The organism is Actinomycetospora cinnamomea (assembly GCF_003096675.1).
GTDB classification, from domain to species: Bacteria; Actinomycetota; Actinomycetes; order Mycobacteriales; family Pseudonocardiaceae; genus Actinomycetospora; species Actinomycetospora cinnamomea.
This window is the reverse complement of sequence record NZ_QEKW01000007.1, coordinates 79339-103663: the sequence shown is the minus strand read 5'-3', so window position 1 is coordinate 103663 and position 24325 is coordinate 79339. Positions and strand designations below refer to the sequence as shown.

18 protein-coding genes and 2 pseudogenes are annotated in these 24325 nt (G+C 76.2%); all 20 read left to right on the top strand.

The genetic code is table 11. The features are described from left to right. Positions 1 to 29: 29 nt before the first annotated feature. The gene (locus tag C8D89_RS14995; RefSeq protein ID WP_243418116.1) at positions 30 to 782 is read left to right on the top strand and encodes a class I SAM-dependent methyltransferase; all 753 of its coding nucleotides are present in this window, start codon (positions 30 to 32) and stop codon (positions 780 to 782) included. A gap of 627 nt (positions 783 to 1409) precedes the next feature. After that, positions 1410 to 1805 carry a DUF3040 domain-containing protein gene (locus tag C8D89_RS14990; RefSeq protein ID WP_116708930.1) on the top strand — a complete coding sequence of 132 codons (396 nt, stop codon included), beginning with the start codon at positions 1410 to 1412 and terminating at the stop codon, positions 1803 to 1805. 587 nt (positions 1806 to 2392) lie between these two features. Next, the gene (gene mraZ, locus C8D89_RS14985; RefSeq protein ID WP_116708929.1) at positions 2393 to 2824 is read left to right on the top strand and encodes a division/cell wall cluster transcriptional repressor MraZ; all 432 of its coding nucleotides are present in this window, start codon (positions 2393 to 2395) and stop codon (positions 2822 to 2824) included. A 207-nt stretch (positions 2825 to 3031) separates the two neighbouring features. Beyond that, a complete protein-coding gene (rsmH, locus tag C8D89_RS14980) occupies positions 3032 to 4021 on the top strand; it encodes a 16S rRNA (cytosine(1402)-N(4))-methyltransferase RsmH (protein WP_116708928.1) in 990 nt (329 codons plus the stop codon). Further along, on the top strand, positions 4018 to 4785 hold the full coding sequence (gene ftsL / locus C8D89_RS14975; RefSeq protein ID WP_116708927.1) for a cell division protein FtsL: 768 nt from the start codon (positions 4018 to 4020) through the stop codon (positions 4783 to 4785). Before rsmH ends, ftsL begins: the two co-directional genes overlap by 4 nt. Before the next feature lie 161 nt (positions 4786 to 4946). Then, complete coding sequence (locus C8D89_RS14970; protein WP_243418115.1) at positions 4947 to 6698, top strand: peptidoglycan D,D-transpeptidase FtsI family protein; 1752 nt, start codon at positions 4947 to 4949, stop codon at positions 6696 to 6698. A gap of 215 nt (positions 6699 to 6913) precedes the next feature. After that, positions 6914 to 8437 (top strand): UDP-N-acetylmuramoyl-L-alanyl-D-glutamate--2,6-diaminopimelate ligase, encoded by a 1524-nt coding sequence (locus C8D89_RS14965; protein WP_116709101.1) that lies wholly within the window; start codon positions 6914 to 6916, stop codon positions 8435 to 8437. After that, positions 8434 to 9909, top strand: a complete 1476-nt coding sequence (locus C8D89_RS14960) for a UDP-N-acetylmuramoyl-tripeptide--D-alanyl-D-alanine ligase (protein ID WP_116708925.1) — start codon at positions 8434 to 8436, stop codon at positions 9907 to 9909. Before C8D89_RS14965 ends, C8D89_RS14960 begins: the two co-directional genes overlap by 4 nt. Next, complete coding sequence (gene mraY / locus C8D89_RS14955) at positions 9906 to 10973, top strand: phospho-N-acetylmuramoyl-pentapeptide-transferase (RefSeq protein WP_116708924.1); 1068 nt, start codon at positions 9906 to 9908, stop codon at positions 10971 to 10973. Before C8D89_RS14960 ends, mraY begins: the two co-directional genes overlap by 4 nt. Next, a complete protein-coding gene (gene murD, locus C8D89_RS14950; protein WP_116708923.1) occupies positions 10966 to 12453 on the top strand; it encodes a UDP-N-acetylmuramoyl-L-alanine--D-glutamate ligase in 1488 nt (495 codons plus the stop codon). The genes mraY and murD overlap by 8 nt, the downstream gene beginning before the upstream one ends. Then, the gene (gene ftsW, locus C8D89_RS14945) at positions 12450 to 13757 is read left to right on the top strand and encodes a putative lipid II flippase FtsW (RefSeq protein WP_116708922.1); all 1308 of its coding nucleotides are present in this window, start codon (positions 12450 to 12452) and stop codon (positions 13755 to 13757) included. The genes murD and ftsW overlap by 4 nt, the downstream gene beginning before the upstream one ends. A 19-nt stretch (positions 13758 to 13776) precedes the next feature. Then, entirely contained in the window at positions 13777 to 14925 is a 1149-nt protein-coding gene (gene murG / locus C8D89_RS14940; protein WP_116708921.1) for an undecaprenyldiphospho-muramoylpentapeptide beta-N-acetylglucosaminyltransferase, read from the top strand. Continuing rightward, a pseudogene (gene murC, locus C8D89_RS14935) lies at positions 14922 to 16427 on the top strand (UDP-N-acetylmuramate--L-alanine ligase); the annotation flags it as partial. The gene murG and the pseudogene murC, both read left to right, overlap by 4 nt. A gap of 62 nt (positions 16428 to 16489) precedes the next feature. After that, positions 16490 to 17377 carry a cell division protein FtsQ/DivIB gene (locus tag C8D89_RS14930; RefSeq protein ID WP_116708919.1) on the top strand — a complete coding sequence of 296 codons (888 nt, stop codon included), beginning with the start codon at positions 16490 to 16492 and terminating at the stop codon, positions 17375 to 17377. A 238-nt stretch (positions 17378 to 17615) separates the two neighbouring features. Further along, complete coding sequence (gene ftsZ / locus C8D89_RS14925) at positions 17616 to 18947, top strand: cell division protein FtsZ (protein ID WP_116708918.1); 1332 nt, start codon at positions 17616 to 17618, stop codon at positions 18945 to 18947. Positions 18948 to 19069: 122 nt separating this feature from the next. After that, a complete protein-coding gene (gene pgeF / locus C8D89_RS14920) occupies positions 19070 to 19774 on the top strand; it encodes a peptidoglycan editing factor PgeF (RefSeq protein WP_116709100.1) in 705 nt (234 codons plus the stop codon). Beyond that, positions 19771 to 20496, top strand: a complete 726-nt coding sequence (locus tag C8D89_RS14915; RefSeq protein WP_207787231.1) for a YggS family pyridoxal phosphate-dependent enzyme — start codon at positions 19771 to 19773, stop codon at positions 20494 to 20496. Before pgeF ends, C8D89_RS14915 begins: the two co-directional genes overlap by 4 nt. Before the next feature lie 689 nt (positions 20497 to 21185). Next, positions 21186 to 21461, top strand: a pseudogene (locus C8D89_RS31305) (cell division protein SepF); the annotation flags it as partial. A gap of 456 nt (positions 21462 to 21917) precedes the next feature. After that, positions 21918 to 22868, top strand: coding sequence for a DivIVA-like cell division protein Wag31 (wag31, locus tag C8D89_RS14900; protein ID WP_116708916.1), 951 nt, complete (start codon positions 21918 to 21920; stop codon positions 22866 to 22868). 74 nt (positions 22869 to 22942) lie between these two features. Next, on the top strand, positions 22943 to 24298 hold the full coding sequence (locus C8D89_RS30770; RefSeq protein ID WP_165825714.1) for a hypothetical protein: 1356 nt from the start codon (positions 22943 to 22945) through the stop codon (positions 24296 to 24298). Positions 24299 to 24325: the final 27 nt, after the last annotated feature.

The following is a 24325-nucleotide window of genomic DNA, read 5'->3' as shown; positions in this document are numbered from 1 at the left end:
GCACCCCTCGGACGTTCTACGGTGTCGCGGTGAGCCGTGCTCCGTCGTTCGCCCCGGTCGACGTCGTCGCGCGCACGTTGCGGGTCGAGCTCACCGCCGCCCGCGCCCGGCGCGGCGGCGCGGCCCCGCGCGTGCTCGACGTCGGCGGCGGCAGTGGCACGTGGGCGGTGCCCCTGGCCGCCGACGGCTGCGAGGTCACCGTCGTGGACTCCAGCGCGAACGCGCTCGCGGTGCTGCGCAGCCGCGCCCGCGACGCCGGCGTCGCCGGCGGGGTGCGGGCCGTGCAGGGCGACGTCGACGCGCTGGCCGACGCGGTCGCCGACGCACAGGCCGACCTCGTGCTGGGGCACGGGCTGCTCGAGTACGTTGACGACCCGGCCGAGGCGTGCCGCGCCCTCGCTGCCGCGGCCGCACCCGGCGCGGCGGTGTCGCTGCTGGTCGCGGGCCGCTTCGCCGCCGTGCTCTCGCGCGTCGTGGCGGGGCGGCTGACCGAGGCGCGGCGCCTGCTCGTCGACCCCGCCGGGCGCTGGGGTCCCGACGACCCGCTGCGCCGGCGGATGGACGTCGAGGAGATCCGCACGCTGGTCGAGGTCGACGGCCGGCTCGCCGTCGAGCGGGTGCAGGGGCACCGGGTACTGGCCGATCTCGTGCCCGACGGGGTGGTCGAGCCCGGCGGCGGCCCGCCCGACGCTCTCGCCGAGCTCGAGGACATCGCCGCCGGCACGCCACCGCTGCGCGACATGGCCTCCAGCCTGCACGTGCTCGCCCGTCGGCCGGTCTGAGCCGCCTTCGCGCCTCGACGGCCGCACCGCGGATGCCGTGCCACCACGGGATGCGCGAGCAGTGGCGCTCGAGATCAGGTCCGCCGAACTTCACCACGATCACACGCACGCGCACCCTGCCGCGCTCGCCGACCTCGCCCGGGACCCGCACGCCACCGCGGCCGATCTCCACGACGCGCTCGGTGGGAGACCCGCCGGTGCGGCTGGTCGGTGTGCGGGTCGAGGACCTCGGGTCGGCCGGCCGCGCGCCCGAACAGATCCTCCCCGGCGAGCCCGATCACGGGTGGTCCCACGCCGAGCATGCCGCTGACATGCCGCTGACCAGGCGTGACACCGCTCCGGCGTCGCAGGAGCTCCCTCCGGCGACCCTGCTGGGTGATCGCGATGCGGCCCGCGCAGGGTCCCCCGCCGAGGCCGCCGATCCGGCGCGTCGCGATCACCGAGCGCAGCGGGGTGCTCCTCGTGCAGCTTCGCGACCGGAGCCGAACGGATGATCGCGACCGCAACACGCCGGTCCGGGTAGTGGGACCGACGACGGACTCGTACGATGGTCGTGGGACATCACGACGATGCCCGCCGGACCTCCCCTGGTCGGGCGTACTTCCATTCCGGTGCCGGAGGAGAACCATGCCGCTCTCCGAGCACGAGCAGCGACTGCTCGAGCAGATCGAGCGCGCTCTCTACGACGAGGACCCGAAGTTCGCGTCCACGGTTCGGGGAGGCAAGCTCCGACGTCCGTCGCGTCGGCGCCGTATCCAGGGCATCGCGCTCTTCGTGATCGGCGTCGTGATGCTGGTGCTGGGCGTCGTCTTCAGTTCGTCCACGGTGGGCATCGTGGTCAGCGTGGTGGGCTTCCTCGCGATGTTCGGCGGTGCCGTCCTCGCGATCACGTCGTTCGGCGCGCGCAAGAAGGAAGCCGCCGCAGCCGAGGGAGCCGCCCAGGGTGCGGCGACCGAGAAGGAGCGCAGCCGCTTCACCTCCCGCATGGAGGAGCGCTTCCGCCGCCGCTTCGAGCAGGAGTAGCCCCCCGCCACTCGTCTCGCGACGCGCCGTCGACCCGCCGGGTCGGCGGCGCGTCGTCGTTATGGGGGCTGCCCGCGGTGAGCACCAGGCCCGTGCGGTGGATGTCGATCTCCGGGCGCGCGGCACGGGCCTGGTGATCCCCGGGTCGGCATCGAGGAACGCATGCGGTCGGTGTCGATCTCCTGGGCGACCGCCGGGGCCTCCCTGACCACCGGCGCCCCCACCCCGCCCCACCGGCGCCCCCACCCCGCCCCACGAGCGCCCCCACCCCGCCCCACGAGCGCCCCCACCCCGCCCCACTCCAGGCCCACGTCCGGGCGCGGGGGCTGCTCCGTCGCAGGCCAGGGCCCTGCTCGACCGGCGTGAGGACGGTGGGGGAGCCGGGGACCGGCGTGTCGACGTGATCGCCACGGTCGTCCGCGTCACGCTCGGGCTCGAGCTTCCCCACTTCTCCCCACCGGTCCTGACCTGGGAGAACTGCCCCGATCGGGGGTCTCCTCGCCCGCAGGACGGTTTGGCTGTGGGGGAGTGTGGGGTATGGTGGTGAGCAGTGGGGCGGACGGGGCCTCACCGGGGAGGTGCGGGCCGTGTTCCTCGGCACCCACACCCCGCGGTTGGACGACAAGGGCAGGTTGACCCTGCCCGCCAAGTACCGGGACGAGCTCGCAGGGGGGTTGATGATCACGAAGGGCCAGGACCACTGCCTCTACGTGTTCCCCCGGGACGAGTTCGAGCAGATGGCCCGCAAGGTGGCCGAGGCGCCGTTCACCGACGAGCGGGTGCGCGCGTACCAGCGCTACCTGTTCGCCGGCACGGACGAGCAGCGCCCCGATTCCCAGGGCCGCATCCCGATCGCGGCCGAGCTGCGGCGCTACGCCGGGCTCGGCAAGGAGTGCACGGTCATCGGGGCGGTCAACCGCCTCGAGATCTGGGACAGCGAGGCCTGGGCGCGGTACCAGGACGAGCACGAGGCCGGCTACGCGCAGGCCCAGCAGGAAGTGCTGCCCGGCGTCTTCTGACGCCGACCGCACCGACAACACGAACACGGGGCGTCCCGCGAGGACGCCCGGCCGGGTGCCGTGAGGCCCCGGTCCGCAGGGCGACGGCCCTGGCGCACCTTCCCCGGCGCCAGGTCCGTCGATCTGCGGGCCGGGACGTGACGGCATCGGGCGCAGGACGGACGGGCCGCACGGCGGCGCGACGCGACGAGTCGGTGGAGGGGTGGGGTGGACGAGCAGCACGCGGACGACTCCGCCACCCCCGACGACGGCCGGCGCCACGTCCCCGTCCTGCTCAACCGCGTCCTCGCCCTGTTCGAGCCCGCGCTCGCCGACCGCGACGCCGTCCTCGTCGACGCCACCCTGGGGGCGGGCGGCCACTCCGCCGCGCTGCTTTCTCGGCACTCGAGACTCACTCTTGTGGGTGTTGACCGTGACGTCTCGGCGTTGCGCCTCGCCGAGCAGCGCCTCGCGCCCCACGCCGACCGCACCCATCTCGTGCACGCCGTCTTCGACGCGCTCCCCGAGGTCCTCGACGATCTCGGCTATGCCACGGTCCACGGGGTCCTCTTCGACCTCGGTGTCTCGTCGATGCAGCTCGACGAGGACGACCGCGGCTTCTCCTACGCCCGCGACGCCCCGCTGGACATGCGGATGGACCCGAGCACGGGCCCGACGGCGGCCGACGTGCTCAACACCTACGCCCCGGGCGAGCTGATCCGGGTGCTCCACGACTACGGCGAGGAGCGCGCGGCCCGACGCATCGTCGAGGCCGTCGTGCGGGCCCGGCGGCGGGCTCCGTTGCGCACCAGCGCGGAGCTCGTCGCCCTCCTCGAGGACGCCATCCCGGCCGCCGCCCGACGCACCGGCGGGCACCCGGCGAAGCGCACCTTCCAGGCGCTGCGGGTGGAGGTCAACCGCGAGCTCGACGCGGTGGCCGCCGCCGTGCCGGCCGCGGTGCGCGCGCTGGCGGTCGGCGGCCGGGTGGTCGTCCTGTCGTACCAGTCCCTCGAGGACCGCATCGTCAAGCGTGCACTCGCCGAGCACAGCCGTTCGAAGGCGCCACCGGACATGCCGGTCGTGCGCCCCGAGGACGAGCCCGAGCTGCGCCTGCTCACCCGGGGCGCGGAGAAGGCCGACGACGACGAGATCGCCGCCAACCCGAGGGCGGCGTCGGTGCGGCTGCGGGCCGCGGAACGAGTGCGGGAGGCGGCGTGACCGCGACCCTGAGCGAGCCCCGGACCGGCACCCGGACCGTGACCGCGCCCGCGCGCCGGGACACCGCGCCGTCGCGCCGCCCGTCGACGACCGCCCGGCCCGCGGCCGGACCCACGACGGCGACGAGGCCCGCGACCACCGGCGACACCCGGGGGACCGCGCCCTTCGTCCTGCTGATCATGGTGCTGCTCACGGGCGGCCTGGTGGCGACCCTGTGGCTCTCGACGGCCGCGGCCGCCGACTCCTACCGCCTCGACGAGGCACGGCAGGTCGCCCGCGACCTGTCCGAGCAGAGCGAGCGCCTGCACCGCGACGTCGAGGCGGCGCAGTCGGCACCGGCGCTCGCGGCGGCGGCGCGGGCGCAGGGAATGGTGCCCGCGGGGGAGCCGGCGGTGCTGCTGGTGGCGCCGGACGGGACGACGCAGGTCATCGGCGACCCCCGCCCGGCCGAGGCGATCGCACCGCCCCCGGCGCCCGCCGCCCCGGTGCCGCCGGTGGCCACGAACAACGGTGCCCAGGCGGCCACCGACGGCCGGCCCGCCCCGGCACCTGCGGGAGCCGCGGCGGCCGAGGACCAGCTCGTCGCCGTCCCCGACACCACGCCCGACGCCGCCGCGGCGGCGACCACGCCCGACGCCGCGTCCGCCGCCGAGGCCCCCGCCACCGGCGATGCGGCCGACGGTGCCGCCGACGATGCCGCCGACGGTGCCGCCGACGCGCCCCCCGCCGACGACGCTGCTGCCGCCTCCACGGCGGGCGACTGATGCCCCGCGGCCCGGCGACCCTGAGCCGCCCGCCCTCGCGGGCGCACGGCGTCCGGGGGCCCGGCGGGCGCCGGCCGTCGCCCCCGCCGCCTCCCCGGGGACCCGCACGCCGTCCCGCGCCCCGACCGCCCGACCCGCGGCGTCGCCTGCGCGTCGGCCGCGTGCTGCTCATCGTCGTGCTGCTGCTGTGCACGGTGAAGCTCGTCGAGGTCCAGGGCCTGCGCGCGGGCGAGCTGTCCGACGACGCGGCTCGCCAGCGCACCACCAGGCTGGTCGTACCCGCCGAGCGCGGCGCGATCCTCGACCGCTACGGCACCCCGCTCGCGTTCAGCGTCGAGGCGAAGGCGCTGGTCGCGAACCCGCGGCGCATCACCGAGGACTGGAACGACCCGGCGGTGCGCGCCCAGCCCGGCGCGCCGACCCCGGAGCAGCGCAAGTCGGCCATCGCCCTCGGCATGGGCCGGATCCTCGGGGTCGACCCCGGCCCGATCTTCGCAGCGCTCACCTCGGACCGCTCGTACGTCGTGCTGGCCCCGCTGGTCGACCCGGGGGCCGCGCGGCAGGTGCGCGAGGAGTTCCCCGAGATCGCCGAGGAGGACCGCGAGTCGCGTCAGTACCCGGCGGGCGACGTCGCGGCGACGGTCGTCGGCACCGCGTCCTGGAACATGGACCGCCAGAAGATCCGAGGTTCGATCGGGCTGGAGAGCGCGCTCGACTCCACCCTCGCCGGCACCGACGGCTTCCGCGTGGTCGACACCGCCGAGGGCAGCGACGCCGTCATCCCCGGCACCACCCGTGCCGAGCAGCCCGCCCAGGCGGGACGCGACGTCGTGCTCACGCTCGACGCGGATCTGCAGTACGCCGTGGAGCAGCGCCTGCGCGACTACACCGCGCGGGTCGGCGCCCGCAGCGGCAGTGCGGTGGTGCTCGACGCCCACACGGGCCAGGTGCTCTCGATGGCCAACTCCGGCTCGTTCAACCCGGCCGCGCCGGGTGCGCCGGGCGCCCAGCTGAGCAACCCCTCGGTGACGTCGCCGTTCGAGCCGGGCTCGGTGAACAAGATCGTGACGATGGCCGCGGCGCTCGAGGCGGGGCTGGCCCGCCCCGAGGACGTGCTCGAGGTGCCCGGCAGCATCCGCGTCGCCGACCGCACGATCAGCGACGCCTGGTCGCACGGGACGATCCGGATGACGCTGAACGGCGTGCTCGGGCGTTCGTCCAACGTCGGCACGCTGATGACCGCACAGCGCGTGGGGCCCGAACGCTTCGCCTCGATGCTCGAGGCCCTCGGCGTCGGCACGCGCACGGGGATCGAGCTGCCGGGCGAGAGCTCCGGGTCGGTGCCGTCGCGGGAGGACTGGTCGGGCTCGACGTTCGGCAACCTGCCGATCGGGCAGGGCCTGTCGATGACGACGCTGCAGATGGCGAGCATGTACCAGGCGGTCGCCAACGACGGCGTGCGCGTGCCGCCGCGGGTGGTGGAGGCCGAGGTCGGCGCCGACGGCGTGCGCAGCCCCGCGCCGGTGCCGGAAGGCGTCCGGGCGATGAGCCCCGAGACGGCGCGCACGCTGCGGGACATGCTGCAGTCGGTCACCCAGGACGGGCGCGGCGACGACCGCGGTACCGGACCGGACGCGGCGATCCCGGGCTACCCGGTAGCGGGCAAGACGGGCACGGCCCAGCAGGTCGACCCGGGCTGCGGCTGCTACTCGCAGTCGGACTACTGGATCACGTTCGCCGGGATGCTCCCCGCGCAGGACCCGCGGTACGTCGTCGCGCTCATGCTCGACCGCCCGCCGGGCGGCGACTCGGCGGCCCCGTTGTTCCACGACATCGGCGCCTACCTGGCCCAGCACGGTGCCGTGCCGGTGTCGACCGCGCCGCCGCGCGTCGTCCCGCTGACGCTGCCCTGAGCTGCACGCCGCGGGACGGAGCCGGCGCCCCGAGCGGGCCCGTGCAGGCCACAGGCCCTGCGAGGAGGCCGAGGGGACGGTGAGTAGCCTTCGCGACCGTGCCAGCCGCACCGCCGAGGACCGAGGACAGCTCCGACGGGACCGCCGCCGGAGTCACCCGCGGCGCGGTCGCCGTCGGCTCCCCGAACGGCCGTGACCAGCGCGTCGAGGGCCCGCTGCGGCCCGCCCGGACGGCGCCGGTGACGATCACCGAGGTGGTCGCCCGCGTGCAGGAGGCCCGGCCCGACGACGGCCCGGTGGAGCTCCGCGGCGACGACACCGCGCAGGTCACCGGGGCCACCCTGCGGGCCCACGAGGTGCGGCCCGGCGATCTGTTCGCCGCGCTGCCCGGCGCGCGGGCCCACGGGGCCGACTTCGCGGCCGAGGCGCTGTCCCGCGGCGCGGCGGCCGTGCTCACCGACGCGGCCGGTGCGGGGCGCGCGACGCTGCAGGGGACCGGTGTCCCGGTGCTCGTGCACGCCGACCCGCGCCAGGCCCTCGGGCCCGCCGCCGCCCGCGTCTACGGCGATCCCTCCGCCCGCCTCGACGTCCTCGGCGTCACCGGCACCAGCGGCAAGACGACCTCGGTCTACCTGCTCGAGGCGGCGCTGGCCGCCGCCGGCGCGCGCACCGGGCTCATCGGCACGGTGGAGACGCGCCTGGCCGGGCGCCGGCTGCCGAGCGCGTTCACCACGCCGGAAGCGCCCGACCTGCAGGCCCTGCTCGCGACGATGACCGACGAGGGCGCGACCCACGTGGCCATGGAGGTCTCCAGCCACGCCCTGGCGCTCGGCCGCGTGGGCGGCACCCGGTTTGCGGTCGGCGCGTTCACCAACCTCTCGGCGGAGCACCTCGACTTCCACGCCGACATGGAGGACTACTTCGCGGCCAAGGCGCAGCTGTTCGACGGGCGCTCGGCACGCGAGGTCGTGTGCGTCGACTCCGCCTGGGGCCGCCGGCTGGTGCGCGTGGGCGGCGAGAACAGGACCATCACCGTCGGCGCCCCCGACGCCGACTGGCGCGCCGAGGACGTCGTCGCGCTGCCCGACGGCACCCAGCGCTTCACCGTGCACGGGCCCGACGGGCTCACCCTGCCCGCGATGCTGCGCCTGCCCGGCGCCTTCAACGTGACCAACGCGCTGCTCGCCCTGGCCTGCGGGCAGGCGGCGGGCCACGACCCGGCCGCGCTCGTCCGCGGGCTGGCCGAGGTCCGGGTGCCGGGGCGGATGCAGCGGATCGAGGCCGGCCAGCCCTTCCTCGCCGTCGTCGACTACGCGCACAAGCCCGCCGCCGTCGCCGCACTGCTCGAGACGCTGCGGGCGCAGACCGAGGGCCAGGTGCTCACGGTGCTGGGCTGCGGCGGCGACCGCGACCGCGCCAAGCGCCCGGTGATGGGCCGGCTGGCCGCCCAGCTCTCGGACCACCTGTGGGTCACCGACGACAACCCGCGCAGCGAGGACCCGGCCGCGATCCGGGCGGAGGTGCTGGAGGGCGCCCGCGAGGTGTCCGGCGCGGTGGTCGACGAGATCGGCGACCGCCGCGCGGCGATCGGTGCCGCCGTGGCCGAGGCGCGTCCCGGCGACGTCGTGGTCGTGGCCGGCAAGGGCCACGAGACCGGCCAGCAGGTCGGCGACGAGAAGCTGCCGTTCTCGGACTCCGAGGAGCTCGAGCGCGCCCTGCGAGCCGGTGGTCCCGCGTGATCGAGCTGACCCTCGCCGACGTCGCCCGCCTCACCGGCGGGTGGCTGCACGGCGCGACGGGGGACGAGCGCGTCACCGGCACGGTCGAGTTCGACAGCCGCGCGGTCACCCCCGGCGGGCTCTTCGTGGCCCTGCCCGGCGAGCGGGTCGACGGGCACGACTTCGTCGGCGCCGCGGTGGGCGCGGGTGCCGTGGGGGTGCTCGCCGCGCGGGAGGTGGGCGGGGCGCCCACCGTGATCGTCCCGCCGGTCGAGTCGGTGCCGGGCTCCTACGTCCTCGCCGCCGACCGCGAGGGCGCCGGAGCCGGGGTGCTCGCGGCGCTGGCCCAGCTCGCGCGCCACGTCGTCGACACCCTCGTGGCGGACGGGCTGCTGGTCGTGGGGATCACCGGGTCATCGGGCAAGACCTCGACCAAGGACCTCGTCGCCCACCTGCTCGAGGGTGCGGGGGAGACCGTCGCCCCGCCCGGGTCGTTCAACAACGAGCTCGGCCACCCGTGGACCGCCCTGCGCGCCACGCGGAGCACGCGCCACCTCGTGCTCGAGCTCTCCGCCCGCAACCGCGGCCACGTCGCCGCGCTCTGCCGCGTCGCCCCGCCGCGGATCGGGGTGGTGCTCAACGTCGGATCCGCGCACCTCGGCGAGTTCGGCTCGCGGGAGGCGATCGCGCAGGCCAAGGGCGAGCTGGTGGAGGCGCTGCCGGCCGGTGAGGCGGGCGGTGTCGCCGTCCTCGGGGCCGACGACCCGGTGGTGGCCGCGATGGCACAGCGCACCGACGCCCGCGTCGTGCACGCCGGGCGGGCGCCGGAGGCCGAGGTGCGCGCCGCCGACGTCACCCTCGACGACACCGGGCGCGCGTCGTTCCGCCTGGTCGCTCCCGCCGGCGAGGCGCCAGTGACGCTGGCACTGCACGGCGCCCACCACGTCGACAACGCCGTCGCCGCCGCGGCGGTGGCCCTCGAGGCGGGGCTGGACGTCGCCACGGTGGCCGAGCGCCTGGGCGCGGCGATCCCGCGCTCGCGCTGGCGCATGGAGCTCACGGAGCGCCCCGACGGGGTCCGGGTGCTCAACGACGCCTACAACGCCAACCCGGAGTCGATGCGCGCCGCGCTGGCGACGCTGCGCTCGATGGGCGGGCGGCACACGGCCGTCCTCGGCGTCATGGCCGAGCTCGGCGAGGACGCCCCGCAGGCGCACACCGAGATCGGGCGCGAGGTCGCCCGCACCGGGGTCGACCGCCTCGTGGTGGTCGGCTCGGGCGACACGGACGACACGGACGACGCGGCCACCCGGCTGCACGCGGCGGCGGCGGAGGCCGGGGTCGACGCGCAGCTGGTGCGCGACGCTGCGGCGGCCGCCGCGGTGGTGGCCGAGGGCGTCGCGCCCGGCGACGTCGTACTGGTGAAGGCGTCGCGATCCGCGGGGCTGGAGCGGGTCGCGGAGACCCTGGTCAACGGGGGAGGAGCCCGATGAGGGGCGTGCTGGTCGCGGCGGGGGTCGCGCTGGCCGTGTCGATCCTGCTGACCCCGTACGTGATCCGGCTGTTCATCAAGCAGGGGTTCGGCCAGGAGATCCGCGAGGAGGGGCCGCAGAGCCACCGCGGCAAGCGGGGCACGCCGACCATGGGCGGCGTCGCCATCCTCACCGCGGTGTGGGCCGGGTACCTCACCGCGCACCTCGTCGGCGACGTCGCGATCTCCGTGTCCGGCCTGCTGGTCCTCATGCTCATGACGTCGTTGGGGGTCGTGGGCTTCCTCGACGACTTCATCAAGATCCGCCGACAGCGCAACCTCGGGCTGAACAAGACCGCGAAACTCGTCGGCCAGTTCGTCACCGCGGTGCTGTTCGGCGTGCTCGCGCTGCAGTTCCCGGACGAACAGGGGCTGACCCCGGCGTCCCCCAACCTCTCGTTCGTCCGCGACATCGCGGTGGTCAGCCTCGGCGCGGTCGGGTTCGTCGTCTTCTGCTACCTCGTGGTGACGGCCTGGTCGAACGCCGTGAACCTCACCGACGGGCTCGACGGCCTCGCCGCCGGCACGTCGGCGATGGTGCTGGCGACCTACCTGATCGTGTCGTTCTGGCAGTTCCGCAACGCCTGCGGCATGCAGATCGAGGCGGGGTGCTACCAGGTCCGCGACCCGCTCGACGTCACGCTCGTGGCCGCGGCGGCGATGGGGGCCTGCATCGGGTTCCTCTGGTGGAACGCCGCGCCCGCGAGGATCTTCATGGGTGACACCGGCTCGCTCGCGCTGGGCGGCCTGTTCGCGGGCCTGTCGATGGTGACGCGCACGGAGCTGCTGCTCGTGGTGCTGGGCGGCGTGTTCGTGGTCGAGGCGCTGTCGGTGGTGCTGCAGGTCGCCGTGTTCCGCACGACGCGACGGCGACCGTTCCGCATGGCCCCGTTCCACCACCACTTCGAGCTCGCCGGCTGGGCCGAGACCACGGTGATCATCCGGTTCTGGCTGCTGGCGGCGATCTGCTGCGCGCTGGGGCTGGGCCTGTTCTACAGCGAATGGTTGGCGGCCTCGGGTGGTTAGCTGGCACGACCGCCACGTCCTCGTGGCCGGCGCGCGCCGTACCGGGGTCTCGGTCGTCGACGTGCTGCTCCACCTCGGCGCGACGGTGACCGTCGCCGACGGCGACCCAGCCCAGCTCGAGACGCTGGGCGACCGGCCGGTGGCGCGCACGCGGGAGCTGACGGCGCTGCCCGAGGGCACGGATCGTCCCGACCTCGTCGTGACCAGCCCCGGGTTCCGCACCGACTCCCCGCTGGCGCTCGCCGCGCGGGAGGCCGGCGTGCCGATGGTCGGCGAGCCCGAGCTCGCGTGGTGGCTGGGCGACGACCCCGCGGTGTGCCCGGACGGGCCGCCCCGCTGGCTCGCGGTCACGGGCACCAACGGCAAGACCACCACCACCACGATGCTCGAGGCGATCCTGCGCGCGGCGGGCGAGGACACCGTCGCCTGCGGGAACATCGGCCTGCCCGTCGTGGACGCCCTGCGCGCCGGGCACCGGGTCCTCGCGGTGGAGCTGTCCAGCTTCCAGCTCGAGTGGTCGCCGTCGGTGCGCCCGTTCGCGGGAGCGGTGCTCAACCTCGCCGAGGACCACCTGGACTGGCATGGCTCCATGGCCGCCTACGGCGCGGCGAAGGCGCGGGTGCTGCGGGGCGAGATCGCGGTCGCGGGCCTCGACGACCGCGAGGCCGCCGCCCTGCTCATCGCGGCGCCCGCCCCGCGGCACGTCGGCTTCACCCGCGGCGAGCCGGGACCGGGCGAGCTCGGGATCGTCGACGGGTGGCTGGTGGACCGGGCGTTCGGCGACTCGGTCGCGCTCGCCGCCGTCACCGACGTCGCCCCGCCGGGCCCGCCGGGGGAGGCGAACGCCCTGGCCGCGGCGGCGCTGGCCCGGGCCCACGGGGTGGCGCCGGAGGCCGTGGCCGCGGGGCTGCGCACGGTGGCGCCGGGCGCGCACCGCGGGGCCGTGGTCGCCGAGGCCGGCGGGGTGCGCTGGGTCGACGACTCCAAGGCGACCAACCCGCACGCCGCCGCCGCGTCGCTGGCCGCGCACCCGCGGGTGGTGTGGGTGGCCGGCGGGCTGCTCAAGGGCGCCGACGTCGCCGACCTCGTCGTCGCGCACCGCGCCCGCCTCGCCGGCGCCGTCGTCCTGGGCCGCGACCGTGACCGCGTGGCCGCCGCGCTCGCGCGACACGCCCCCGAGGTCCCCGTCCTCGACGTGGGCGGGGGCGACGATGGCGCCGTGGACACCGCGAGCGACCCTGACTCCGCCGACGGCGGCATGCTGCGGGCGGCGCGGGCGGCCGCCTCCCTGGCGCACCCCGGCGACACCGTGCTCCTCGCGCCGGCCGCGGCGTCGATGGACATGTTCCGCGACTACGCCGCCCGGGGCGAGGCCTTCGCCGCCGCCGCGCGCGCCGTGGCGGGCGGGGTGGGCCCGCACGGCGCGGTCACACCACCCGATCCCCGCATCACGACGGGCACCGCGAACGGCTCGGCGTGAGCGCGCCGGCGCGGGACCGGGCCTCCCGCCCGTCCCGGCGCCCCGGGCCGGTGGCCGCGCTGCGGGGTGCGCTGCACCAGTGGCTCGAGCGGCCGCTGACCTCGCTGCACCTCGTGCTCGCGGTGTTCGGGCTGCTCACGGCGCTGGGGCTGGTCATGGTGCTTTCGGCGTCGGCGGTGTCGGCGTACGCCGCGGGCGGGTCGTCGTACGGGGTGTTCGCGCGCCAGGCCGCGTTCGCGGTCATCGGGCTCGTCCTGTTCTGGCTCGGCCTGAAGATCCCGCCACGCAAGCTGCGCGCGGCCAGCCCGTGGCTGCTCGCGGGCTGCCTGGTCCTGCTCGTGCTCGTGCTCGTACCCGGGCTCGGCGCGACGATCAACGGCTCCCGCAGCTGGTTCCGCGTCGCCGGGCTGTCGCTGCAGCCCTCGGAGCTCACCAAGATCGCTCTGGCGCTGTGGGGCGCGCACGTCCTCGTGCGGCATCGGCCCCACCCACGGACCTGGCGGGCCGCGCTCATGCCGCTGCTGCCGGTGTCCCTGCTGGTGCTGGCCCTCGTGCTCGCCCAGCCCGACCTCGGCACCACCGTCTCGCTGATGATCATCGTCTTCGCCCTGCTGTGGTTCGCCTGCGCGCCGCTCGGATTGATGGCGTTCATCGTCTCCTCCGGCGTCGTGGCCTCGGTGGTGCTCGGCACGGTCGCGACCTACCGCCAGAGCCGCATCACCGCCTTCCTCAACCCGGACGAGGCCGACCCCCTCGGCCCCGCCTACCAGGCGCGCCAATCGCTGTACTCGCTGGCCGACGGCGGGCTGTTCGGCGCCGGGCTCGGGCAGGGACGCGCGAAGTGGGACTACCTGCCCAACGCCGACAACGACTTCATCTTCGCGATCATCGGCGAGGAGCTCGGGTTCGTCGGGGCGGGCGCGGTGATCGCGCTGTTCGCGACGCTGGCCTACGTGGGCCTGCGCATCGCCGCCCGCAGCGCCGACCCCTGGATGCGCGTCGTGGCCGCGACGTTGACGGTCTGGCTGGTCGCGCAGGCCTGCATCAACATCGGTTACGTCGTCGGCCTGCTGCCCGTGACCGGCATCCCGCTGCCGCTGGTGTCCGCCGGCGGCACGTCGCTCGCGCTCGCGCTGCTCTCCGGCGGCCTACTCGCCAACTTCGCCCGCCACGAGCCCGAGGCCGCCGCCGCCCTGCGCGCCCACGGCCAGGGTCGCCTCGCCCGGGTCCTCGGCCTGCCCGAGCCGTCGCTGCCCCGCGCGGCCGCGACCGACCGGCCGACCCCCCGCGACCGCGGTCGGTGAGCCCCCGGAGGATGGGGGCATGACGGACAGGGGAACCGGTGGGCTCTCGGTGGTGGTGGCCGGCGGCGGCAGCGCCGGCCACGTCGAGCCGGCCCTGGCCACCGCGGACGCGGTCCGGCGGCTGCGGCCCGATGCTCGCGTGACGGCGCTGGGCACCGAGCGGGGGCTGGACACCCGCCTCATCCCGGCCCGCGGCTACCCGCTCGAGCTGATCCCCCCGGTGCCGCTGCCCCGCAAGCCGAACGCGGACCTGGCCCGGCTGCCCTACCGGGTCGTGCGCTCGGTGCGCCACACGCGGCGGGTGCTGCGCGACGTCGGCGCCGACGTGGTGGTCGGGTTCGGCGGCTACGTGGCGCTGCCGGCGTACCTGGCGGCGGCGTCGCTGCGGCTGCCGATCGTCGTGCACGAGGCCAACGCGCGCGCGGGGGTGGCGAACAAGGTCGGCGCCCGCCTCGCCCGCGAGGTCCTCGCCGCGGTGCCCGGCAGCGGCCTGGCCGGCGCGCGCGTCATCGGCATTCCGCTGCGCGAGGCCATCACCGACCTCGACCGCGCCGGGCTGCGTGCGCAGGCCCGCGAGCACTTCGGCCTCGACCCGCAGGCCCCGGTGCTGCTCGTCTTCGGGGGCTCGCAGGGGGCGCGCTCGCTGAACGAGGCCGTGTCCGCCGCGGTCCCGGCGCTGGCCGAGGCCGGGGTGTCGGTGCTGCACGCCCACGGACCGACGCACGCGCCGACCGTGGAGGCGCTGCCCCGGTCCCACCCGCCCTACGTGCCCGTGCCCTACCTCGAGCGCATGGACCTCGCGTACGCCGCCGCGGACGTCGCCCTGTGCCGGGCCGGCGCCATGACCGTCGCCGAGGTCTCCACGGTCGGGCTCCCCGCGATCTACGTGCCCCTGCCGCACGGCAACGGCGAGCAGGAGCTCAACGCCCGTCCGGTGGTCGACGCCGGCGGCGGGATGCTGGTGCGCGACGCCGACCTCACCGGTGAGCGGGTCGTGGAGCTGGTCACGGGTCTCGTCGGCGACCCCGACCGGCTGGCCGCCGCCGCGGCGGCGGCCCGGCGTTCGGGCCACGCGGGGGCGGACGAGACACTGGCGCGGACGGTGCTCGAGGTGGCGGCGCACCGCGGCGGACGCACCGCCGGCGCGACGGGGAGGAACGCGGGATGACGCAGCAGACGGAACAGGCAGGGACGGACGCCGGCGTGCCGCCCCTGCCACGGCTGCTGTCCCGGGTGCACTTCATCGGGGCGGGCGGCGCGGCGATGAGCGGGATCGCCCGCATCCTGCTCGCCCGCGGGGCGATGGTGTCCGGCTCGGACGCCAAGGACTCCCGCGCGGTGCTCGCGCTGCGCACCCTGGGTGCCGAGGTGGCCGTCGGCCACGACGCGCACAACCTCGACCTGCTGCCCGGCGGACCGACCTGCCTCGTCACCACCAAGGCCGTGCACCAGGCCGATCCCGACAACCCCGAGCTGGTCGAGGCGGCGGCGCGCGGGATCCCCGTGCTGCACCGGTCCGCGGTGCTCGCCGAGCTCATGGCCGACCACCGCGCCGCCTGCGTCTCGGGCAGCGCGGGGAAGACGTCGACGACGTCGATGCTGGTCGTGGCGCTGCAGGCCTGCGGCGAGGACCCGTCGTTCATGATCGGCGGCGATCTGCTGGCGTCGGGGTCGAGCGCGCACCACGGGCTGGGCGACGTGTTCGTCGCCGAGGCCGACGAGAGCGACGGCTCGTTCCTGGCCTACTCGCCGGCCGTGGCCATCGTGACCAACGTCGAGCCCGACCATCTCGACCACCACGGCACCGCCGACGCCTACGTCGCGGTGTTCGACGCCTTCGCCGCGCGGATCGAGGCCGGCGGGGCGCTGGTCGTGTGCGCCGACGACCCGGGTGCGGCCGCGCTCGGCGACCGGGCGCAGGCCGCCGGGGTGCGGGTGCGGCGCTACGGGCGCGCCGCGGGCGGGCCCGAGGACGCGCGCGTGCTCGACTACCGCGCCGAGGGCTCGACCGGCGTGCTGCGCCTGCACGTGGCCGGCCAGGACGTCGAGCTGCGTCTCGGCGTCCCCGGCGAGCACCAGGCCCTCAACGCCTGCGCCGCCCTGCTCGCCGGCCTCGACCTCGGCGCGCCGCTCGAAGGGCTGCTCGGCGGCCTCGCCGGGTTCGACGGGGTGCGGCGGCGCTTCGAGTACCGCGGGACGGCCGACGGGGTGCGGGTGTACGACGACTACGCGCACGCACCCACCAAGGTCGCCGCCCAGCTGCGCGCCGCCCGCCCGGTGCTCGGGGGATCGGGCCGGCTGATCGTGGCCTTCCAGCCGCACCTGTACTCGCGCACCCGCGACTTCGCCGCCGAGTTCGGCGCCGCCCTGTCGCTGGCCGACGAGGTCGTCGTGCTCGACGTCTACGGCGCCCGCGAGCAGCCGGAGCCGGGCGTCAACGGCGAGCTCATCGCCCGCCAGCTGACCCTGCCGCCCGAGCGCGTGCACTACGAGCCGTCGTGGGGCCAGGTGCCGGCGCTGCTGGCCGACCTCGCGCGGCCCGGCGACCTCGTCGTGACGATGGGCGCGGGCGACATCACCGTCCTCGGTCCCGAGGTGATCTCCGAGCTCGAGCGCCGCGCCGACCACGCCGCGCACGCCGGGACACCGGGAGCGGCGGAGCCCGACGCTCCGGCCGGCCCCGAGGGGCCGGGCGTGCCGGGCGGCTCCGGGGCTGCCGGGAACGCGCCGCGGTGACGGGCTCCGCCCGCCCCACCGGACGCCGCGAGCGGGCGGGCCGGTCGGGACGGGCGGGCCGCCGCGAGCACGCCGACCGGGCGGACCGTCCCGACCGCGAGGGCCGCGGGCGCCCCTCCGGCGCCGCGGGCGCACGGCCGGCCGGGGCCGCGGCGGGATCCCCGGGCCGGACACGCCGCGTCGCCCGGGGTGCGCGACCGGGTCCCGGCCGCCGGCGCCGACGTCTGTGGGTCGGGCTGGTCGTCGGCGTCCTCGTCGCCGCCGCCCTCGTGTACCTCACCGTCTTCTCGCCGCTGCTCGACGTCCGGGAGGTGCAGGTCGTCGGCGCGGCTCCCGACCAGGTCGAGGCCGTGCGGACCGCGACCGCCGTCGCCCCGGGGACCTCGCTGCTCTGGCTCGACGGCGACGACGTGGCCGAGCGGGTGCGGACCCTCCCGCGGACCGCGTCGGTGGACGTGTCCCGCGACTGGCCGGGCACGCTCGTCGTCACCGTCGCCGAGCGCGAACCGGTGCTCGCCGTGCACGCCCCCGGCGGGGTGCTGCTCGTCGACCGCACCGGCTTCGGCTACCGCACGATCGCGGAGCGACCCGCGGGCGTCCCGCTGCTCATGCTGCCGCCGGGGGTCCTCCCGTCCCCGGACGAGGCCGCCACCCGGGCGGCGGCCGACGTGGTCGTCGCGCTGCCCCCGGCCCTGCGTGCCGACGTCCTGGAGGTGCGCGCCCACGGCCGCTTCGACGTCTCCTTCGTGCTCAGGGGGAACCGCGAGGTCCGCTGGGGCGCCGACGCGGACAACGAGCGCAAGGCCGCGGTGCTCTCCGCGCTGCTCACCCGGCCGGGCTCGGTCTACGACGTGTCCACCCCGGACCTGGCCGTGGTGCGCTGACACCGCAAACCCTCGAGCGCTCGTCGAGGGTTCCCGCCTGCGTGACGACCGCCCGCCGAGTGGCTGAGGACCAGGTGCGACACGCCCGGCGCGCCTCGTGGAAATGCCGTGCCGCGCCTGCCTACCGTGCGCACGTCGCTGGCACCCCTCACGATAAACCTCGAGCTGAGGTCGAGGGTTGCGACACGCCGGACCCCGACGACGACCGTCGCCCAGCCCCAGCTCGAAAGGCGGATCCATGACGCCCCCGCACAACTACCTCGCCGTGATCAAGGTGGTCGGCATCGGTGGCGGCGGCGTCAACGCCGTCAACCGCATGATCGAGGTCGGCCTCAAGGGTGTCGAGTTCATCGCGGTGAACACCGACGCCCAGGCCCTGCTCATGTCCGACGCCGACGTCAAGCTCGACGTCGGCCGCGAGCTCACCCGCGGCCTCGGTGCCGGCGCGGCCCCGGACGTGGGCCGGCGTGCCGCCGAGGACCACCGCGAGGAGATCGAGGAGGTCCTCAAGGGCGCCGACATGGTCTTCGTCACCGCGGGCGAGGGCGGCGGCACGGGCACCGGCGGCGCTCCGGTGGTCGCGAGCATCGCCCGCAAGCTCGGCGCCCTGACCATCGGTGTCGTGACGCGGCCCTTCAACTTCGAGGGCAAGCGGCGCGCGACGCAGGCCGAGAACGGCATCACCGAGCTGCGCAACGAGTGCGACACGCTCATCGTCATCCCCAACGACCGGCTGCTGCAGCTCGGCGACGTGGGGCTGAGCCTCATGGACGCCTTCCGCAGCGCGGACGAGGTGCTGCTCTCCGGTGTCCAGGGCATCACCGACCTCATCACCACGCCCGGTCTGATCAACCTCGACTTCGCCGACGTCAAGAGTGTCATGTCCGGGGCGGGCAGCGCCTTGATGGGCATCGGCGCCGCGCGGGGCGAGAACCGCTCGGTGGAGGCCGCGGGCAAGGCCATCAACTCGCCCCTGCTCGAGGCGAGCATGGATGGCGCGTACGGCGTGCTGCTCTCGATCGCCGGCGGATCCGACCTCGGCCTCTTCGAGATCAACGAGGCGGCCTCGCTGGTCCAGGAGGCCGCGCACCCCGAGGCCAACATCATCTTCGGGACGGTCATCGACGACTCCCTGGGCGACGAGGTCCGCGTCACCGTCATCGCCGCCGGCTTCGACTCCGGATCGCCCACCCACAAGAAGCTCGAGCCGCACGCGCTGGGCTCGGGGGCGGCGTCCTCGACGGTGTCGGCGCAGGCCGGGCAGGTGCAACGCTCGGGCAACGGCGCGGGCCGCGCCGACGCGGGCGGGCCCACGCCGGCCGTGTCGGCGGCCCCGACCGTGCCGCAGGCCCCGGCGGTGGAGCGCTCGTCGGTGGAGCGCCCGGCCGCCCCGGCCGCGGCGCCGGACCCCGCGGCTCCGTCCACCCCGGCCCCCGCGCCGGCCGGCAGCACGCCGGCGAGCGATTCCGCGGAGCGTCCGGCGGCCGAGACCTCGGCCCCCCGCGAGGCCCCCGCCGCCCGCAGCGGGGACGAGGACGACGTCGACGTCCCGTCCTTCATGAGACGCTGAGGGGCGTGGGACGCGCAGCATCAGGGGAGCACACCGAGGGGCAGAGCCGCACCGTCGGGCACGCGGCTGCCCCCGGCGCCTCCGGGCCCGACGTCCCCCGCGCCGCCCGCCCGCCCGCCCGCATCCGCCGTGTCGTGACCACGCGCGCCGGCGGGCGGTCCGCCCCGCCGTTCGACGCGTTCAACCTCGGCGACCACGTCGGCGACGACCCCGCCGCCGTCGCGGCCAACCGCCGCCGGCTCGGCGAGGGCATCGGCCTCGGCCCGGAGCGGGTGGCCTGGATGCACCAGGTGCACGGCACCGACGTCGCCGTCGTCTCCGACCCGGCGCAGGACACGCCGACCGCGGACGCGCTCGTCACCGACCGGCCCCGACTCGCGCTGGCGGTCGTCGTCGCCGACTGCGTGCCCCTGCTGCTCGGCGACCCGGTCGCCGGGGTGGTGGCCGCCGCCCACGCCGGGCGCCGCGGCGCCGCGGACGGCGTCCTGGACCGGACGCTCGCCGCGATGACGGCGCTGGGCGCGGAGATCCCGGACGTCGAGGTGCTGCTCGGGCCCGCGGTGTGCGGCGGGTGCTACGAGGTCCCCGCGGAGATGCGTGACGAGGTCGAGGCGGCCCTGCCCGGCAGTGCCTCCACCACGCGCGTCGGCACGCCCGGGCTGGACCTGCGGGCGGGCCTGCGCCGCCGGCTCGCCGCGCTCGGGGTCACGCGTGTCGACACCGACGCGCGGTGCACCTTCGAGGACGACCAGCTGTTCAGCCACCGTCGCGCGCAACCGACCGGACGCCTCGCCGCCGTGACGTGGTGGGAGTACGCCCGGCCGTGACCGCACCGCAGGACGATCGGCGGGCCGAGCTGGCCGAGGCCCTTGCCGCGGTACGCGAGCGCCTCGCCGCGGCCGCCCGCGCCGCGGGCCGCGACGCCGGCGAGGTCCGGCTGCTCGCGGTCACCAAGACCTGGCCCGCGTCCGACGTCGCGCTGCTCACCGACCTCGGCCTCGACGCCTTCGGGGAGAACAAGGAGCAGGAGGGCGCGGCGAAGGCCGCCGAGCTCTCGGCGCTGCGCCCCGACGCCGTCGCGCGCTGGCACGTCGTGGGCCGGCTGCAGCGCAACAAGGCCCGCAGCCTCGTGCGCTGGGCGCATGCGGTGGACTCGGTCGACTCCGCACGCCTCGTCGACGCCCTGGAGTCGGCGGCGGCGAAGGCCGTGGACGCGGGGGAGCGGACCGATGCGCTCGAGGTGCTGGTCCAGGTGAGCGTCGACGCCGACCCCGGCCGCGGAGGAGCACCGGTCGCGGAGGTGCCGGCGCTGGCCGACCGGGTCGCCGGCTGCGCCCACCTGCACCTCGGCGGGGTGATGACCGTGGCCCCGCAGGACGTCGCGCCGGAGGAGGCGTTCGCCACGGTGTGGGAGGTGGCGCAGCGGGTACGGGTGGCCCACCCGCACGCGACGACGCTGTCGGCGGGCATGTCGGGGGATCTCGAGGCGGCCGTGGCACACGGGTCCACGTGCGTGCGTGTCGGTACGGCGTTGCTCGGCCGACGGTAGCTAGCGTTCCGTGTGAGTGAACGACACGGATGTGACTCACGGGCCGGATGGTGCGAGGGGTCCCGTCGGACAGGGAGAAGGCCATGACCACTCTGCACCGGGTGAAGGCGTACTTCGGCATGGTCCCGGCCGACGAACTGGACTCGTACGACGGATACGACGACCGCTACGACGCCCGTGACCGGCACGCGGCCGACCGCCACTCCTCGGACCGGCACCGCTACGGCGCCGACCGTTACGACGACCGCTACGACAGCCGGTACGACCGCTACGACGAGTCCTCGTACGAGCGGCCCCGCTCGCGGTACGCCGACGAGGACCGGCCGGACCGCTACGACCGGTACGACGACCGGGACCGGCGCACGCCGCGTCCGCGTGACCCCGAGGTCACCGAGGTCCGTCGCGACGAGGAGCCGGCCACCGAGACGGTGCCCCGCGCGGGCCGCGGCCGCAGCTGGGCGGCCAACACCGGCCCGAGCCACACCTCGGTGCGCCCCACCACGCCCCGCACGCCACCGTCGCTGTCCTCGGTGTCGTCGAGCGGGTCGTCGAGCGGATCGTCGGGGTCCTCCGGGTCGTCGGGGTCGTCGGGCACCGCCGCCTCGTCGTCCGGCTCGACCTCGGTGCCCGCGCTGGGCCCCGGCGGCAGCGTCCCGGCCCAGGCCGAGCCCGACCCGGTCAGTGCCCCGGCCGAGATCACCTCGCTGCAGCCCAAGAGCTACAACGAGGCCCGTGTCATCGGTGAGCGTTACCGCGACGGCATCCCGGTGATCATCAACCTGACCGAGATGGACGACGCGGCGGCCAAGCGCCTCGTCGACTTCGCCGCCGGCCTCGCCTTCGCCCTGCGCGGCTCGATCGAGAAGGTCACGAACCGGGTGTTCTTGCTCTCACCGCCGAACGTCGAGGTCTCCGCCTCGGACCGGCGCAAGCTGGCCGAGAAGAACTACGCCTCGACCTCCTGAGACGATCACCGAGCCGTCACGTGTCACGCTCGCGGGCGCGCAGACGATGAGGGGGACGCGGCGTGTCCGACCGCGCGTCCGTGCGGGCGGAATGCGGCCGATCGGGCGACCGACGGCGTGGCGCGCCGGGTGGCCCTCCCCGTGCGCCGAGCGTGCCGCGCCCCGGCCCGCGGCCCCGGCCGTCCCCGGATCCCTTCCTGTCACCGCACGTAGAGGGACACGGACCGTCACGACCCGACCGGCGGATCGCTCACCGGCTCGACGATCGGTAGGTCTGTGGGTTTCGGGGGGCTCTCCCGTGGCGCTGCGTCACCATTCGGGCGTCGAGGGGAGCGCGTCACTGGACCCGTCCATTATGGTTCTGGCGCTCGCAGAGGTCGTACTCTGCGGGCGGCGGAGCTCGAAGAGCCCGAGGTACCTGGGGTTCCGCAGCCGAGGAGTGCTTGAGGAGATCCGATGCCGCTGACCCCTGCCGACGTTCACAACGTCGCGTTCAGCAAGCCGCCGATCGGGAAGAGGGGCTATAACGAGGACGAGGTCGACGCGTTCCTCGACCTCGTCGAAGCCGAGCTCGGTCGCCTGCTGGAGGAGAACAACGACCTCCGGGAGCAGGTCGAGCAGCTCGAGCAGCAGCTCTCGACCGCCCACGCCGACCTCGACGACGCGCGCAGCAAGGCCGCCTCGTCGCAGAGCTCGTCGCAGGGTCAGGGCTCCGGTCCCGCCACCCAGGTGACGGCTCCGCCGCCGAGCCGCCCAATGGAGGACGCCCCGCGCACCGTGCAGCAGCCGATGCCGGCGCAGCAGCCCCAGCCGCAGACGACCCAGACGCAGCAGGCCGTCGTGCCGCCGCCGTTCGGGATGCCGGACCAGAACCAGACGGCCGCCGCCGCCGGTGGCGACCACCACGTGCAGGCCGCCAAGGTCCTCGGGCTCGCCCAGGAGATGGCCGACCGGCTCACCGCCGAGGCCAAGTCCGAGGCGGACGGGATGCTCACGGACGCGCGCACCAAGTCCGAGCAGCTGCTCTCCGAAGCGCGCACCAAGTCCGACAGCATGGTCAACGAGGCGCGCACCCGCGCCGAGACGATGCTGAACGACGCGCGCACCCGCGCCGAGACGCTGGAGCGGCAGGCGCGCGACAAGGCCTCGACCCTCGAGCGCGACGCGCAGCGCAAGCACAACGAGACGATCAGCCTCATCGAGCAGCAGAAGGGCGGGCTCGAGAAGAAGATCGACGAGCTGCGCACCTTCGAGCGCGAGTACCGCACCCGTCTCAAGACCTACCTCGAGTCGCAGCTGCGCGACCTCGAGGGCCGTGGCTCGGCCGCACCGTCGGACAACGCCCGCAACGGCAGCGCCGGCTACGCCACCAGCGGCTACGGCTCGCGCGCCGAAGCCGGCAGCTGACGGACGCGCCGCGCGGCCCGCGCCGGTCCTCCGGGGTCGGTGCGGGCTCGTGGCCCTGACACAAGGGTCCGATCGTGCTGCTCCTCGTCCTGCTCTGCGTGCTGGTCGCCTTCGGGCTCCTCGTGGTCGCGGTCGTCACCTCGGTGGCGACGTGGGCCTGGGGCTCCGTCGTCGCCAGCGTGCTCGCCGCGGCCCTGCTGATCGCCGACGTCGTCCGCCGACGTCGGCGTGAGCGCGAGGCACGTCGCCCCGCGACCCCGTCCTCCGAGGCCCCGGAGTCCTCCGAGGCCCCGGAGTCCTCGGCGTCCTCGGGCCCGTCGCCGGCGGCCACCCCGCCGCCCCTGTCGCCGGCCTCCGGGTCCACCCCGGGTCCCTACTCCTCGGGCCCGGGCTCCCCGGAGGCGACGACGAGCGTCGGGGCGACCGCGGGCGGTGGCCCGACGTCGCCGCCGAGCGGTCCGCCGCCGGGGCGGCCTCCGGGGGCTCCTGGCGGCGCGGGTGGACCGGGCCGCGGTCCGGGCGCCCCGCAGGACGGGCAGGGCGCCGCTCACGGGCGCGGGCGCGCCGGGAGCGAGGGCTCCTCGGCGGCGGGCGTCGGCGCCGCAGCCGGGGCCGCCGGTGGTGCGGCGGCCGCGAGCGGCGGCGGGACGGGGAGCTCGGGTACCTCGGCCGGCTCCCGCTGGGCCAGCACCGCCGCACGGCCGGGCCCGGAGTCCTCCCGCGTCGCGGGTGCGCCGCAGGGCGCCCGGCTGCTGGGGATGCTGCCGCTGCCGGGAACGCCCGCCGAGGCCCGTCTCGGCGGAGCCGCGAGCGCCGCGGCGACCACGGCGACCTCCACGGCCGGCGCCTCCTCCGCCCCGCCGCGCGGGACCTCCGGCGCCGACGGCGGCGACGCGCCCACCACCCGGCTGGACGTGAGCGACCTCGCGCGCATGCGCCAGGTCCCCGGTGACGCAGCCGCGGGCGCCTCGTCCGTCCCGGCCGCCGGGGACGGTGCGCGCTCCCAGGGCCCGGCAGGTCAGCCGCCCGCAGGTCAGGGTCCCACCGCCCAGGGACAGGGCCCCGGCGGCCCGCCCGCGGGCCAGGGCCAGGGCCCGGGCCGCCCGCCGGCCGGGCCGCCGCCCGGCGGCCCCGGCGCCGCGCCCGGCGGACCGGCCGGCGCCGCTCCGCCGCCCCCGCCCCCGGCGTCGCAGCCGGAGGAGGAGCCCGTCGACGACACCACCCGGCAGGCCGTCGCCGGACTCGACGACGAGGTGCTCGTCATCGACGAGGAACCGCTGTTCCACCTCGGGCGCTGCAGCTACCTCTACGGCCGCGAGGTCATCCCGCTGCCGGCGTCGGAGGCGCTGGAGCTCGGCTTCACCGGCTGCTCCTGGTGCACGCCGGTGGCGGCGCTGAGCGCGTCGCGCGGGGCCGACAGCCGCCGCTGACGCCGTGAACCGGCTCACCGGCCGGAG